This window comes from Streptomyces sp. CBMA123 (genome assembly GCF_014596465.1).
Classification (GTDB): domain Bacteria; phylum Actinomycetota; class Actinomycetes; order Streptomycetales; family Streptomycetaceae; genus Kitasatospora.
On record NZ_MECK01000632.1, the window covers coordinates 35956 to 49043 of the forward strand.

Genomic DNA, 13088 nt, shown 5'->3' on the forward strand with positions numbered 1-13088 from the left:
GCACGAGGTACTGGTCGCGGTCCGTGAGCGTGAGCGGGCAGCAGTCGAACTGCCAGGTGGGGGTGAGTCTGCATGCCGCCTCCGACACCGCGTCCGTGCCGGTCTCCTGGCGCCTGTTCGTTCCCGCCGAGTGGCAGAAGGCGAGCCATCTCCAGGCCTTCAGGCTCGCGGTGGCGACCGGCCCGGTGGCGGCAGCGGCACGGGACGCCAGCCCGCCGGAGGCGGATACTGCGGGACGGAGGGCAGGGGTCCTGGTCATGCGGCACCGGTGAGGGGCATCGGCTGGCGGGTCGGGCCCAGCGGGACGGCGCGGAGCGCTTTGTCGTGGAGGGCACGGCGTCGTCATCGTCGCGCGCCTGCGGCGCACCACCCACGCGCGCAGCCGCGTCGATGAGGCCTTCACGGTCTTCACCGCCGTCGTGTTCGGCGTCCTGATCGCCGCCACCGCCTGGGGCCACGCCATCCTCCAGCTCGTCGGCATCGCCGTCGACGCCACACACTGACCCCGCCAGGCACTCTTCCGGGCAAGCCGTCCTCGAACAGCGCCCGCGGCTCCGTCCGGCTCTGGGGTGATCAGTCCTCCGGAAGGGTCACCAGGATCTGGCCGTCCTCGTTGACGCCGTGGATGCCGATCCTGCCCCGGTCGAACTCCGCCCAGTCGCACCGTAGCCGGAACACCTTGTGCGGCGCGACTACCGCGACGTCGGCGCTGGCGGTGAAGTCGCCTGCTTCCAGGAGCAGCAGGACGGCCTGGCGGGCGTCGTGAGGGTCCCCGTCGATGACGCGGGCGAGGCGTTCGAGGCTGGTCGTGATCTCTTCTCGGCGCTGTCCCCGGGGCTCGAACAGGTTGATGATCTGGAAGGAATCGCCGGAGTAGGCCATGTCCATCCGCAACTTCCGCTGTACGGCGAGCTCTTCCTCGTCGAGGGGGAACACGTCGGCCGGCGCGGGCATGGGGAAAGCCGGGTGCAGGCGCAGTTGGCCTTCGGCGTCCTTGATCTCGTGGAGGACACCGGCGGCCACCAGCAGCGTGATCACGTCGTCGACCGTCTCCGCCGGTGGAAGACCGTAGTGGGCAGCGTAGCGGGCGGTGTCCGCCTTGTGACCCGGCAGCGCGGCCCGTTCGTCGTCGTCCAGGTCGTCGCCTTCGTCCCAGCACGAGTGCGCAAGGGCTCCGGACGGGTTGGAGGAGTTCCCCGCAAACGGGCGCAAGACCTCCTCGCGGCGATCGGCATCGAGCCGGACGCCGAGCTGGTGGCCGCGAAGGCCGCCGCCGCGGCGAAGCCGAAGCTGTCCCGTGCGGACCGGTTCCAGCTCCACTTGGCGGCGCTGGCCGAGTTCGTCGAGTGGGAGGGCCACGCCCGGGTTCCGCGCCCGTACAAGACCGGCGAAGGGCTGTCGCTGGGCGCCTGGCTCAACAACACCAAGGCCCGCCGGGACAAGCTGTCCGCCGAGCAGCTCGGGCAGCTGGAAGCCCTCGGAGTGGCCTGGTAGACGCGCCCTGGCCGGAGCCGGTGTCCCTTCCTTGCAAGCCCATCTGCGGCGCCCTGGACGCTGCGTGACCCTGACGCGTCAGAGCTGAATGAGGACGACGACGGCACCGTGGAGTGAGCAGTCGCCGGCATGGGATTGTCCGAACGTAGACGACCATCCCCGCTGTAGCCGATCCCGGCTCTCCCGCTCCCCGCCCCGCGGCAGGCAGCACAGGGTCGACGCCGAGGTTCGGTGGGTCGGCCCTGACATGGACGTGCGCGGTATGCCCTGCTCAGGCATACCGCGCACGTCCATGTCAGGGCTTCAGGCTTGGTCGTCGGCTGTGCGCTGTTCCGGGGCGGCCTTTGCGTGGAGTTCGGCCGGCGTGTCGTCCGGGGGCGCTGTGCGGGCCATTCGGTCTGCGGCGTCGGCCTCGGTGTCGGCGGCCTCCACGAGGTGGGTGACCCGGGAGCCGCTCGGGGGGTACTGCGTGACATAGGTGGAGTTCAGGTCGAAGGCCATGGCCTCCTCGGCTGCGACGATGCCGCCGTCGGCGCGCACGGACTCCAGCTCGTGGTGGGCGAACCACAGGGCGCCGGCCTTGTGCGGAGGCACCCTCAGCAAATGCCGCTTCGTCACCTCTTCGAAGGAGCTGACTTCCTGGCGGGACTCGTAGCCGAGCTCGATGGAAACGCTGACTGCGGTGCTGCCGCTGATGACTCCGAGATTGATGCCTCCACCTGTGGTGACTGAGACACCGGTGGTGATCTGGAAGGCTTCCGAGCGGGACTTCGAAACCCCGGTGGTGCGGTCCTCTCCCCACTCTTGCTCGGTGTCGGTCGTGTTGTTCAGGTGGTGGATCATCGCGAAGTTGTGCTTGCGGCGGAGCTTGTAGAACGGCGAGTTCGCGAACTGCCAGGCCGCGTTCCGGTCCTTGTCCGTGACCATCGTGTGCGGGACGGTGACCTCGTAGTCGATGACCTGCTGGGTGCTCACCGGCCTCGCGGGGGAGGTCATGACCGGGACGGCGGGCCCGGGCGCCTTCTTCACTTCCGCCGGCAGGTCCAGCACCCAGCACACCGGGGTCGGGGTGGGGCGGTCGTAGTGGGCGACGTAGGTGAAGCCGCCCACCGGGACGACCAGCCGTTCATCGGTGTCGCTGGAGGTCACGCGGGGAGGAACGATCGGCCACAGGGCGATGTCCTTGCCGGTGGAACCCGAGCCCCGGTCGTTCCACAGGTACTCCGGGCCGATCTCGGCCTGTCGAACGTAGGTGTGACCGTTGTACGTCTTGCGCACGCAGTAGATGATGTCGCGCGGCGGCTTCCCCTGGCCCTCGTAGAAGACATCGCTCAGCGCCACGTACCCCGCCGGGGGGATCGGGCGCCAGATCGTGCCGTAGTACGTCGACCCTGTTCCGCCCACAGCCACTCGAAGTCCACTGGCTCCTTCAGCATCTCGGCGCCGGCAACCGCGTCCTTCGCCACCAGCTGGTTGTACTGGGTGTCCGGGTTGCTGAAGTTGTGAATGACCAGCTGGCTGATCCGCCGGCGGTTAGTGTCGAAGCTCCCACCGATCAGGGCGTGGTGGAAGGCGATGTCCTTGCCTTTCGAATTGGTCTTGAGGTCGTTCCAGGCGAACCAGTACTGGTTCGAGAACGACAGCTGTAGTGCTCCGTAGCTCTTCGTACGGTCGACCATCGCTGTCTACCTCCCGTGTCCGCAGTGCACATGTACGTGCACATACTTGCCGCCCGGAGCCGTGCGCGTCCGACAACGGCCCACGAACGCTACGATCGACACACGATCGGCTCACCGAACTCGGAAGACAGCGGCGGAAAGCAGCCGCGAGGAGACCCAAAACCAGCACCTCCCCGCTCCCGGTCTCGACACGCCCGTGGCCTCGGCTCGCGCAACTGGCGCAAGGACATGCAGCTGAGCGTGATGCTCAAGGTGCCGCCGTCTGCTCGTCGTGGTCCCGGGACATGCGCATCACGGTGGTGGGCGAAGCCGAAGGTGTCGCGGGCGGACCGGTTCGGCGCCGGCCTGGCGGCGCTGGCGGCGTTCGTCGAACGGGAGGGTCATGCGCGCGTTCCGAGGTCCCACAAGGAGGACGGGACGTCGCTGGGCACCTGGTTGAACAACCAGAAGGCAAGGCGGGACAAGCTCAGCCCCGAGCAGCTCGGGCAGCTGGAGGCCCTGGGGGTGGCCTGGTAGGGCCGCCCCTGCCGAGGCCGGTGTCGGTGGTCGGCGCTAGGCTGCTGCGGCCCCGAGAAGGCACTGGAAGGCCGTCACCCTGCGGGGTGGCGGCCTTTCGGCGTTGCCGGTCGGCACCTTCGGCCGGGTGGCCGGTCGGGTCTACTCGGGCTCGCCAAGCGTCCAGCCGCTGACCGCTGAGATCGAGCCGCGCCAGGTCGGCAGGGTGTGGGTGGTGCGGCCGGAGCGGTAGGTGACGTCCCGCAGGTGAAGGAAGCGGCGATCAACCTCACGGCGGCGCCGGCCGTTCTCGGCGGCGTCGTCCAGGTGCCCGATCGCGTGACGTACTACCCGGCGCAGGGTGTCGTCGTGGTCGCCGAGCTGACGCAGGTGCAGGTACTCCCAGGTATCGGTGGAGACCAGCGTGCCGGTCACCAGCGCGCCGCCCAGGGCCAGGGTCACCACGATGTCCCTGGCCTCGATGTCCTCGTGCTCCGCGCCCAGGCGCAGCATCTCCAGGTGCGGGTCGAGCTGGGCGTCCGGCTGGAGCAGCATCCTCAAGGCCGGTTGGACCGCATCTTTCCACGACACCGCGCTGCTCCCCCGGCTCGCTGCATACCTGGGCCAAGTATGTCCTGCTGATGGGCCGGTGATGCTGAGATCAGCTGATCTGGCCACCCGCACCAGCGGGCTCGGGGTCCGTTGCCCGGCGGTACGCCGCCGGGGCCCTGAGAAAGCACTGGAAGGCCGTCACCGTGGGGTGGCGGCCTTCCGGCGTTTTGATCTATCTGGGCGGTCGGCGGTGGGCCGGCCGCCCAGGGCGGCACGCCGTTCGGGGTGGGGCCGCCATTTCCAGCGGATCGCTCAGGCTGGGTGGGTCACCCGGCAGGAACGGCCTGACGTTCGCTGTGCTTGTTGAGCAGGTCCAGCATCTTGTTGAACTCGTCAGTCGGCATCGTGTGGATCAGGTAGCGCGCCGCGGCGACACCATCCTCGTAGGGGAACAGCTTGGGCTGCTGTCCCCCTGTCGTTTCGGCCAGGTTGGCCTGTCCAGGAACGGCTGGTGCGCTCTCCAACGCTGCGTTGACAGGGAGTTCTCGCTCCGTGGAAGACGGTTCCGCCGACGCAGGCCGGGCCTGCTTCAGTCTGCGGCCGGCTTGGCATGCGGCAACGGCGTGTCGAGAGGTCGCTGAGAGCAGAGGACTATCAGAGTGATGACCGCGAGACTGAGCCGTCCCGCCCTCGGTGCGGGTCGTGGCCGCCGACACCGCGTCGCGACAGAGCGTCCGGGCTATCCGAGTGGACCCCCGCGCGGTGCCGACACCGCGCCGAAAAGGCAAGCTGGCGCTGATCCTCTCCCCCGCCCGTCCACTGACGAGAAGGCAGCATCTTGGCAACCGACTACGACGCTCCGCGCAACACCAGCGACGACTCCAGCGACGACAGCATCGAAGAACTGAAGAGCCGACGCGACGACAAGACAGGCTCTGCGGTCGACGTTGACGCCGAAGCCGTCGAAGGCATCGAGCTGCCCGGTGCCGACCTGTCAGGCGAAGAGCTCACCGTGCGGGTCGTACCTCCCCAACAGGACGAGTTCACCTGCATGACCTGCTTCCTGGTCCACCACCGCGCCCAGCTCGCCGGGGAGGACAAGAACGGGCAGCCCATCTGTCGCGACTGCGCCTCCAAGGCCTGAACAGCGACGGGTCGCCCCTGACTCACCGGTCCCTGGGCCCGTTTTCAAAGTCGGCGGTCTGGCCGGGGATCCGCGGTGGACCGCACATCGGCGTGGTCAGTGCGCGAGGCCATCGATCAGTTTGCCAAGCGTCGCGCTGATGGCCCGACCGTGGGAGGCGTCAGCCGGCCGGGGTCATGGCGCGGCTGCTCTGCTCGGCGGCCTGGTGGGGCTGTGGTGGGGCCGCCGTGGCGCAGGCCCTAGGCCTGCCCGTGGGCGGTGTGCGTTGGAAGCGCTGATGATGGCGGCCCCCGACTGGCTGCGTGCCTGCCGGGTGGTGGACGCGTCCTGGCAGGAGCGCTACGGGCCGCGAGCGGACGGCGGGCGCAGGGGCCCGGACAGACACCACCGGCGGGAGACGCCCGGGCCGCTGGCCCGGGCGTCACAGGGCGATGACGTGGAGGTCGACCAGGTCGAGCAGCGCCCGCAGGGCCGAGCTGGGCCGCCGGGTCGACGACGTGCCGAGATGCATGCTCCAGCGGAGCATGGTGCCGTGGACGTCCAGGACGTCCAAGACATGCAGGCCGGGGGTGCGGGCAACGACGAACGCGGGCAGGAAGGCGATGCCCAGACCGTGCCGGACCAGCGCCGCCCCCATGTCGATGTCGGGCACTTCCAGTGCCACCCGGCGTACGATGCCCGCCGCCGCGAACGCCCGGTCGACGACCTCGCGGTTGCCGTAGCCCGGCGGGAAGTCCACGAAGGGCTCCCGCGCGAGGTCCGCAAGTGCTACCGCCCCCCGCTGCGCGAGCGGATGGGCGGCGCTCACCACCAGGACGAGCGGCACGGTGGCCAGCTCCCGTGCGTCTATCCCGGCGGGCTTGTGCTCGGGGAGCGACAGGAAGGCCACGTCCAGGTCCCCGCCGAGCAGCGCGTGCGCCAGTCCCGCTGATCCGGTCGTCGCCAGCCGCAGCCGGACGTCGATCGCCGGATGCCGCGCGTGCAGCTGCCCGAGGAGCGCAGGCAGGTCCACCACCTCGACCGAGGCCATGGCGCCCACGTTCACCGTGCCTCGCAGCGTGTCCTGTGCGGCGCGCACGGCGTCCTGGGCCGCCTGGGCGGCGTGCAGGGTGGCCCGAGCCTCCGGCAGCAGCGCCGCGCCCGCCCCGGTGAGCCGGACCTGCTGCGACGTGCGCTCGAACAGCGCGCAGCCGAGCTCGCGCTCCAGGGAGCGGATCGCGGCGGACACCCCCGACTGCACCACGTGCAGCCGACGGGCGGCACGCGTGAAACTCAGCTCCTCGGCGACCGCGATGAAGTGCTCCAGCTGACGTAGCTCCATACGGGGAGTATCACTCGCATTGCTCGAGCCCAGCAAAAACATTCGTTGGCACTGATCCTGGCTGGTGAGGAGGATGAAAAACGCATCCACTGCCGCCCGAGGAGGGGTACCCCTGTCTGCCGTACCGACGCCGCTGAGCTGTCCCCCAGCCGACGCTCCCGGCGACCCGACCCGCCGGATCCCAGCACTTGCTCCCGCCGACCTGCCGCCCCGAGCCCCCGCCGGGCGCCGTGCCTCGCACGCGACCGGCTTCTGGTTCGTGGCGGTGGCCTTCACCGTGCTGATGGCCTTCGGCACCGCGCCGACCCCGCTGTGGCCGCTGTACGAGGCCCGGGACCACTTCGGCGCGACCACGGTCACGGTGGCGTACGCCTCGATGGTCGTGGGCGCAGCGGCCTCCTTCCTCGGACTGGGCCACCTGTCGGACCGGCTCGGCCGGCGGCGCATCATCGTCCCGGCACTGCTGGTCGGCATCGTCGCGTCGGTCGTACTGATCGTGTGGCGGGACCTGCCGGGGCTGATCACAGGCAGGATCCTGAACGGTGTCGGACTGGGGCTGATGGCCTCGACCGCGACGACGTACCTGCACGACCTCCACCACGAGGCCCGTCCGGAACGGACGGGTTCGGTGCTGCCCGGCATCGTGGCCACCGCCGCCAACCTCGGCGGCCTGGCCTCAGGGCCCCTGGTCGCGGGAGCCGCCGCGGAATGGCTTCCCACGCCCCTGATCACCACCCAGGCGATCTTCACGCTCGCCATGGCAGTGTGCCTGGCGCTGGTCTTGTCGACCCCGGAGACCGTGGACTTGGAGCTGCCCGCGGCCGAACCGCCCAGCAGGTTCGTCCTGCGCCCCGGCGGCCGGCGGACGTTCTGCGCGGCCGGCGCGTTGGGTGCCTTCGCCTTCGCGATCCTCGGCCTGATCTCCTCCCTCGGGGCGAGCGTGCTCCACGGCACCCTGCACACCGACTCGCACCTCGTGGTCGGCCTGGCGGCCTTCCTCATGTTCGGTTCCGCGGCGGCCGCCCAACTGGTGCTGGGCCGCCTCCCACTGCCCCGGGTCCTGACCGTGGGGGCGGTGGTCTTCCCGGTCGGCCTAGTCCTGTGCGCCGTCACCCTCTACCACCCGGCGCTCTGGCACTACCTGGTCGCCGTGTCCCTGTCCGGCGCCGGCTCCGGGCTGCTGTTCAAGGGAGGGGTCGAACGTGCCGTTTCAGTTGCCGCGCCCGCCTCACGCGCGGGGGTCCTCGCCATGTTCTTCGTCGTCGCGTACCTGGGAATGGGCCTGCCGTCCGTCCTATTCAGCATCGCTCTGCGGTACTTCGCCGTGCAGACCGCGATGATCGGCTTCGCGGCGGTTCTCTCCTGCGGCGCCGTGGTGTCGGTCGCCGTCGCGTTGCGCGAACGCGCACTCCGTCCTGGCGCGCTCTCGGCGCAGTCCACTCGCCCCTCCTGACCTCCCTGCGGCCACGGGAGCGGTCGCTACGGTGCACTCCACCATCTGGAACCTGGCCGAGTCCGTGGAGTTCGAAGAGGACGGCGGTGACCAGCCGCAGGAGCGCGTTGTCGTTCGGGAAGACCTGGACGACGTCGGTGCGGCGTTTGATCTCGCGGTCGGCCGGGGCTGGACGGCAGTGACCACGAGCACCCACGGCTTGACGCCTCCGTGCGCCGTGGTGTTGCAGGGCCTCGCCGGCCAGGTCGAGCTCGTCGTGCTGCACACAGGCGAAGAGCCACACCGTGAGAGCGCCGACGTAGCCGAAATCGGGTGGCGACTCTGCGCATTCGACGTGAACCACAGACGACCCGGGTGCCACGGCTTGCCGTGCATGGGGCGAATCAGCATGTGTGAGCGGGTCCGGGCGTGGAAACCCGAGGTGTCCCGACTCCAGGGAGGCGTCGCCGTCGGCCGTCCCGGCATCCGCAGAGCGGCCCAGCCTCCGCCGCCCGGCCCACCCACTGCGGCGCTGCTGACACCACTCCCACAGGAGTTCCAGCGAGGCGTCAGCCGGTCCCGCCCAGCACGATCCTCCACACTCGGGTCGCCACCTGGAGGTTCAGCCGGTCCTCGACGTTCGCGAGGTCATTGCCGCTGATGTCGCGGATGCGCTGGAGCCGGTAGCGCAGCGTGCTGCGGTGGATCGCGAGGGAGTCGGCGGTCTCGTCGTAGTTGCCGCCGCAGTCGAAGTACCGGGACAGGGTCTCCACCAAGGTCGCGTGGTGCCGGGAGTCGTACTCGATAAGCTGCCCGAGCCACTCCTGCACGAATGTCTCCAGTTCCCGGTAGTCGCTGCCAGGTCCCAGGATGCGGTAGAGGCCGAGTTCGTCGAAGAACGACGTGCCGTAGTGCTCGCGGCAGTGGCGGCGCACCTCCAGGGCGCGCTGCGCCTCCTCGTAGCGGCGGGGGATGTCACTCACGGAGTCGCAAGGGGTGCTCACTCCGATCGTCCCGGACCGTGTCCCGGTCTCGCGGGCGAGCGCCTCGTACAACGCGCGGGCGTGCGGCCTGTCGTCGGCGATAAGAACGACGTGGTCGGAACGTCGGGTCAGCAGCGAGCGCAGCGATTCCTTTCCTCCCTTTTTCTCGAGTTCTCCGGTCGGCTATTTCCGGTGTTCTGGCCGGGCCGGGGCTACAGCGGGGTCTCAGCCAGCCGTGTGCACCCACAGTCACCATCCGGCGCAGCGCCGCCGCCCGCCCGGTCCCGCGCGACTGTCATGGCAAGTGGTCCAGACAACACGGTATGAGAGGCCATTCCACGCCCACCACAACCAACAGGTCACACCCGACGGCCCTTCGCCGGGTAGAGCTTGGCGTGCAGTAGCCGGTCTTCCCACCAGGGGTCATCCGGGGTGGAGACCAGTGCGGCCACCAGCCCGCGCTTGGTCGGGACCGGCAACACCAACGGGCCCAGTCGCTTCTCCTGCGCTGGGATGGTCAGAAGGGCGGGTTGTCAGGATCGCCGTCGCCGAGAGGCCAGGCGGAGCTAGGGAGGTACGGGCTGCGGTCGTCGTCGCCAGGCCGGGCAAAGCCGGTGGTGTCGTGGCCCCACGCGGTCAGGGCATCAAGGGCCTGCCAACGACGCCACCGTGTGTCGCAGACGAGCAGGAGGCGTCGGGCGCGGTCGGCCAGGCTGTCACGGCGCTCGGCCAGGCCGGGGTGTTCCGCGAACACCAGAGCGGCACACAGCGCCTCCTCCGCGACGACGGTGTCGCGGTCGTCGAGGAACGGCTCGACGGCCTGGAACAGCACCGGCCTCAGGGCCCGCACGGCCACCATCGGCGGGTAGCCCTCCAGGAAGTCCTCCTCGGAGTACCGCTGATGGGCCGCCACGCAGGCGTCGTCGCTGTCGTAGGCGACACTGGCCAGCCAGCCCAGCAGCAGAGCACACACCCTGTCCGCCGCCCCGCGGTGGTGCTCGGCACGGCGGGCCAGGACCGCGGCGACACACAGCGCGACCGGCGCGGTCGCCTCGTAGATCGTGTTCTGGTGCTGCACCGGCTCCAGGGCGTTGAGGGCCTGCCGGGTTTCCTTCACGGTCACGTCCGGGCCCAATAGCGGGGCCAGTACCCGGGGAATCCATTCAGCGGTTCCATACGCGGTGCTCAACACGGGCCAAGCCGTGCCCCGCAACACCACCCACGAATCCGGCAGAACATCAGGGACAGGCCCGGCAGAACCGGCATACGCGCCAGAAGTCGTCGTCACCCGCCGACCCTAGAACCCAGCACCGACACCCGGCCCGGCCGAGCCGGCCGCCCACCCGACCGGCGACTCGCAGCACCGCGCTTCGGACTGAGGGAGCACATTCGTGCACGGGGATCTGGAGACCGACCACGACGTTCTGGTCACGCTTCACCGCTTCACGCTGGCGACCGCCGAGCAGCTCCACCAGCTGCACGGCGGCACCGCCCTGATCAAGCAGACCCAGAAGCGGCTGACTCGCCTGCACGCCGATGGCCTGGCCGAGTTCGTGACCCTGCCGCAGGCCGACCAGGCGAAGGCCTGGCACCTCACCGCCCAGGGCGCAGCGGTGGCGGCTACCTTCCCCGAGGCCCGTCGCCCGAGCGCCCAGGCGCTGGACGGCGAGCAGCTCGCCGTGCGGCACGGGCGCGAGCACCTGCTCGACGTCGGCCGGATCCACGCCGCCTTCGTCGCCGACGCCCGCACCCGCGGCGAGGGCTGCGGCCCGCTCGACCTCCTCCCCGCCCCGGAGCTGCCGGTCGAGGGCGGCAGTGTGTACCGGCCCGCCGCCGAACTCGTCCTCGTCTCGGGTGAAGGGGGTGGGGTGCTGGGCGAGGGCGGCGTGCAGCGTCGCGCCTGCCTGCCAGGCCTCGGCGTGGACGACAGGCTCCGGCAGGTCACCGCCCGGGCGGGCGCCGAGGACGACCCGGCCGTCGACCAGGGCCACCCAGCCGTCCAGGCCGTCGACGTCGCGCTCCGTCCAGCCGCGGGCAAGTCCGGCGCCCTGGTGGAGAGTGCGGATTCCGTCGTGCCCGCTCCAGCGCAGCCACACCGAACCACGCACCAGCGGGGAGTCGAGGATCGGACGGCCCAGATCCCGGTCGGCGGGCGCGGGGCGGCTGCTGCCCGAGGCCAGTCACAACCGGTCGGGCGCGGCGGCGGGATCCGGGTCGGGGCGGGTGGTGTCGGTGGTCATCGTGCGGTGCCTCCGGAAGTCGGCCGTCCTTGGCGCCAGGTCGTCGAAGCCGACGCGGTAAGCACTGGTGCGCTCACTCGGGTGATGGACTCAGCAGGGCTGCGGAATGCGAGCCAAACCAAGGAAACGCCCTCGGACAGGTGACATATCCCCACGACCGGCACGCGGGCCGGGCACTGTCGGACCATGCCCCGCCTGCCCGCCCTCGTCGCGCTCCTGGCCCTGCTCCCGGGCTGCACACCCGGCGAACACCCCGGGCCGGTGGCCCCCACCGTGCTGATCCCGTCGGGTACCGCCGGTACGCCCACCCAACTGCCCGACCGCGACTGGCCGATGTACCACCGTGACCCGCTGCACACCGGCGTCGCCCCCGGCGTACCGCCGGCCGGGCCGCTGGGCCGGGCCTGGTCGGCCCGGCTGGACGGCGCGGTGTACGGCCAGCCGCTGGTGGTCGGCGACCGGGTGCTGGCGGCCACCCAGAACAACACCGTGTACGCCCTCGCCCTGGCGACCGGCGCGGTGCTGTGGAGTCGTCACCTGGGCGAGCCCGCCCGGTCCGCCGAGCTGCCGTGCGGCAACATCGACCCGCTCGGCATCACCGGCACGCCCGTGTACGACCCCGCCACCGGCCTGCTCCTCGCCGTCGCCGAGCTCACCGGCGGCCGGCACCTCCTCGCCGGGCTGGACGCGGCGACCGGCGAGCTGCGGCTCCAACGGGAGGTCGAGCCGCCGCGCGGCGACCCGATCGCCCACCAGCAGCGCTCGGCCCTCGCGCTGCGGCAGGGCCGGGTGGTGATCGCGTACGGCGGTCTGTTCGGCGACTGCGGCAACTACGTCGGCAGCGTGCTGTCGGTCCCCGTCACGGGTGGTGGCCCGATCCTTTCCTACGCCGTGCCGACCACCCGCCAGGGCGGCAGCTGGGCCTCCGGCGGACCGGTGGTGGACGGGGAGCAGCTGTACGTCTCGGTGGGCAACGGCGCGGCCACCGGCGGCCCGTACGACGGCTCCGACTCGGTGCTCGCGCTCTCCCCGCAGCTGGAGCGCACCGACTTCTTCGCCCCCGCCGACTGGGCCGCCGACAACGCCGACGACCTCGACCTCGGCGCGCTCGCCCCGGTGCGGGTCGGCCGCTTCGTGCTCGCCGTCGGCAAGCGCGGCACGGCCTATGCCTTGGACGCCGAGCACCTCGGCGGTATCGGTGGCCGGCTCGCCGAGGCCCCGCTCTGCCCGGCGTACGGTGGCGCGGCCGTGGCCGGCAGCACGGTGTACGTCCCGTGTGACACAGCGCTCGCCCAGCTCACCGTCACCGACGACGGCTCGCTGCACTCCGGCTGGCGGGTACCCCTGGGCGCCGCCGGCTCGCCGGTCATCGGCGGCGGCGCGGTCTGGGTCGCCGACTACGGGCGCGGGCGGCTCTACGCCCTCGATCCGGCCACCGGCCGGATCCTCCAGCAGACCGCCACCGACCCGCTCCCGCACTTCGCCTCCCCGGTGCTGACCGGCAACCGGATCCTGCTCGGCACCACCACCGGCGTCACGGCCTTCGACGGAGCCTGACACGCCCGCCGCCGGCCAGGACGCTGACAACGTCGCGGCGCACGCTCGTCGTCGAGCCGTTCGGGTGGGCGGCACCAGTACGCCGTGCGATCGCCACTCGCGCCATCTCCACAGTTTTCAGTAGCCCGCTGCTCACAATGCTGCATAACGTCCCGGGCGTCGTCGGCCGGCCGCTCGCCCCTCGGCGGCCG

At 70.9% G+C, this 13088-nt stretch carries 15 protein-coding genes and 2 pseudogenes; 7 read left to right on the forward strand and 10 right to left on the reverse strand.

The window, feature by feature from the left end:
- Positions 1-62 precede the first annotated feature (62 nt).
- The gene (locus BG452_RS48335) at positions 63-272 is read left to right on the forward strand and encodes a transposase (RefSeq protein WP_411293106.1); all 210 of its coding nucleotides are present in this window, start codon (positions 63-65) and stop codon (positions 270-272) included.
- A gap of 301 nt (positions 273-573) precedes the next feature.
- Here BG452_RS48335 and BG452_RS43285 read toward each other — a convergent pair whose 3' ends face one another.
- Positions 574-1212, reverse strand: a complete 639-nt coding sequence (locus BG452_RS43285) for a DUF6042 family protein (RefSeq protein WP_223243592.1) — start codon at positions 1210-1212, stop codon at positions 574-576.
- Here BG452_RS43285 and BG452_RS47960 point away from each other — a divergent pair.
- A complete protein-coding gene (locus BG452_RS47960; RefSeq protein ID WP_188309880.1) occupies positions 1102-1494 on the forward strand; it encodes a helicase associated domain-containing protein in 393 nt (130 codons plus the stop codon). The two genes, BG452_RS43285 and BG452_RS47960, sit on opposite strands and share 111 nt — an antisense overlap.
- A 303-nt stretch (positions 1495-1797) precedes the next feature.
- Here BG452_RS47960 and BG452_RS43295 read toward each other — a convergent pair whose 3' ends face one another.
- Positions 1798-2835 carry a hypothetical protein gene (locus BG452_RS43295; protein ID WP_188309881.1) on the reverse strand — a complete coding sequence of 346 codons (1038 nt, stop codon included), beginning with the start codon at positions 2833-2835 and terminating at the stop codon, positions 1798-1800.
- Positions 2826-3173 (reverse strand): hypothetical protein, encoded by a 348-nt coding sequence (locus BG452_RS43300; protein WP_188309882.1) that lies wholly within the window; start codon positions 3171-3173, stop codon positions 2826-2828. The genes BG452_RS43295 and BG452_RS43300 overlap by 10 nt, the downstream gene beginning before the upstream one ends.
- A gap of 315 nt (positions 3174-3488) precedes the next feature.
- Here BG452_RS43300 and BG452_RS46765 point away from each other — a divergent pair, with 315 nt between their 5' ends.
- A complete protein-coding gene (locus tag BG452_RS46765) occupies positions 3489-3689 on the forward strand; it encodes a helicase associated domain-containing protein (protein WP_317621513.1) in 201 nt (66 codons plus the stop codon).
- Positions 3690-3830: 141 nt separating this feature from the next.
- Here the strand turns inward: BG452_RS46765 and BG452_RS43310 are convergent, their stop codons facing one another.
- Positions 3831-4259, reverse strand: coding sequence for a hypothetical protein (locus BG452_RS43310; protein ID WP_188309883.1), 429 nt, complete (start codon positions 4257-4259; stop codon positions 3831-3833).
- A 287-nt stretch (positions 4260-4546) separates the two neighbouring features.
- A complete protein-coding gene (locus BG452_RS43315) occupies positions 4547-4744 on the reverse strand; it encodes a hypothetical protein (RefSeq protein ID WP_188309884.1) in 198 nt (65 codons plus the stop codon).
- Between the two features lie 314 nt (positions 4745-5058).
- On the opposite strand from BG452_RS43315, the gene BG452_RS43320 reads away from it, so the two are divergent.
- Complete coding sequence (locus tag BG452_RS43320; RefSeq protein ID WP_188309885.1) at positions 5059-5364, forward strand: DUF4193 domain-containing protein; 306 nt, start codon at positions 5059-5061, stop codon at positions 5362-5364.
- A 421-nt stretch (positions 5365-5785) separates the two neighbouring features.
- On the opposite strand, the gene BG452_RS43325 is transcribed toward BG452_RS43320, so the two are convergent.
- Positions 5786-6685 (reverse strand): LysR family transcriptional regulator, encoded by a 900-nt coding sequence (locus BG452_RS43325; RefSeq protein WP_188309886.1) that lies wholly within the window; start codon positions 6683-6685, stop codon positions 5786-5788.
- Positions 6686-6950: 265 nt separating this feature from the next.
- Between BG452_RS43325 and BG452_RS43330 the strand changes: the two genes are divergently transcribed.
- Positions 6951-8138 (forward strand): MFS transporter, encoded by a 1188-nt coding sequence (locus BG452_RS43330; RefSeq protein WP_317621514.1) that lies wholly within the window; start codon positions 6951-6953, stop codon positions 8136-8138.
- 64 nt (positions 8139-8202) lie between these two features.
- Here BG452_RS43330 and BG452_RS43335 read toward each other — a convergent pair.
- From BG452_RS43335 to BG452_RS43345, 4 genes and pseudogenes are all read right to left on the reverse strand, one after another.
- Positions 8203-8298, reverse strand: a pseudogene (locus BG452_RS43335) (transposase); the annotation flags it as partial.
- 388 nt (positions 8299-8686) lie between these two features.
- Positions 8687-9244, reverse strand: a pseudogene (locus tag BG452_RS43340) (PucR family transcriptional regulator); the annotation flags it as partial.
- 215 nt (positions 9245-9459) lie between these two features.
- Positions 9460-9585, reverse strand: coding sequence for a hypothetical protein (locus BG452_RS47505; RefSeq protein ID WP_262986126.1), 126 nt, complete (start codon positions 9583-9585; stop codon positions 9460-9462).
- Positions 9586-9617: 32 nt separating this feature from the next.
- Positions 9618-10223, reverse strand: coding sequence for a hypothetical protein (locus BG452_RS43345; RefSeq protein WP_188309888.1), 606 nt, complete (start codon positions 10221-10223; stop codon positions 9618-9620).
- Between the two features lie 268 nt (positions 10224-10491).
- Between BG452_RS43345 and BG452_RS43350 the strand changes: the two genes are divergently transcribed.
- Positions 10492-11484: a replication-relaxation family protein gene (locus tag BG452_RS43350; RefSeq protein WP_188309889.1), complete on the forward strand. Its 993-nt coding sequence runs from the start codon at positions 10492-10494 to the stop codon at positions 11482-11484.
- Positions 11485-11526: 42 nt separating this feature from the next.
- The gene (locus BG452_RS43355; protein ID WP_188309890.1) at positions 11527-12897 is read left to right on the forward strand and encodes a PQQ-binding-like beta-propeller repeat protein; all 1371 of its coding nucleotides are present in this window, start codon (positions 11527-11529) and stop codon (positions 12895-12897) included.
- Positions 12898-13088: the final 191 nt, after the last annotated feature.

Excerpts from the sequence above, each read along its gene's own strand:
- BG452_RS43300 (WP_188309882.1), bottom strand. The coding sequence starts at position 3,173 with ATGGTCGACCGTACGAAGAGCTACGGAGCACTACAGCTGTCGTTCTCG.
- BG452_RS43325 (WP_188309886.1), bottom strand. The coding sequence starts at position 6,685 with ATGGAGCTACGTCAGCTGGAGCACTTCATCGCGGTCGCCGAGGAGCTG.
- BG452_RS43355 (WP_188309890.1), top strand. The coding sequence starts at position 11,527 with ATGCCCCGCCTGCCCGCCCTCGTCGCGCTCCTGGCCCTGCTCCCGGGC.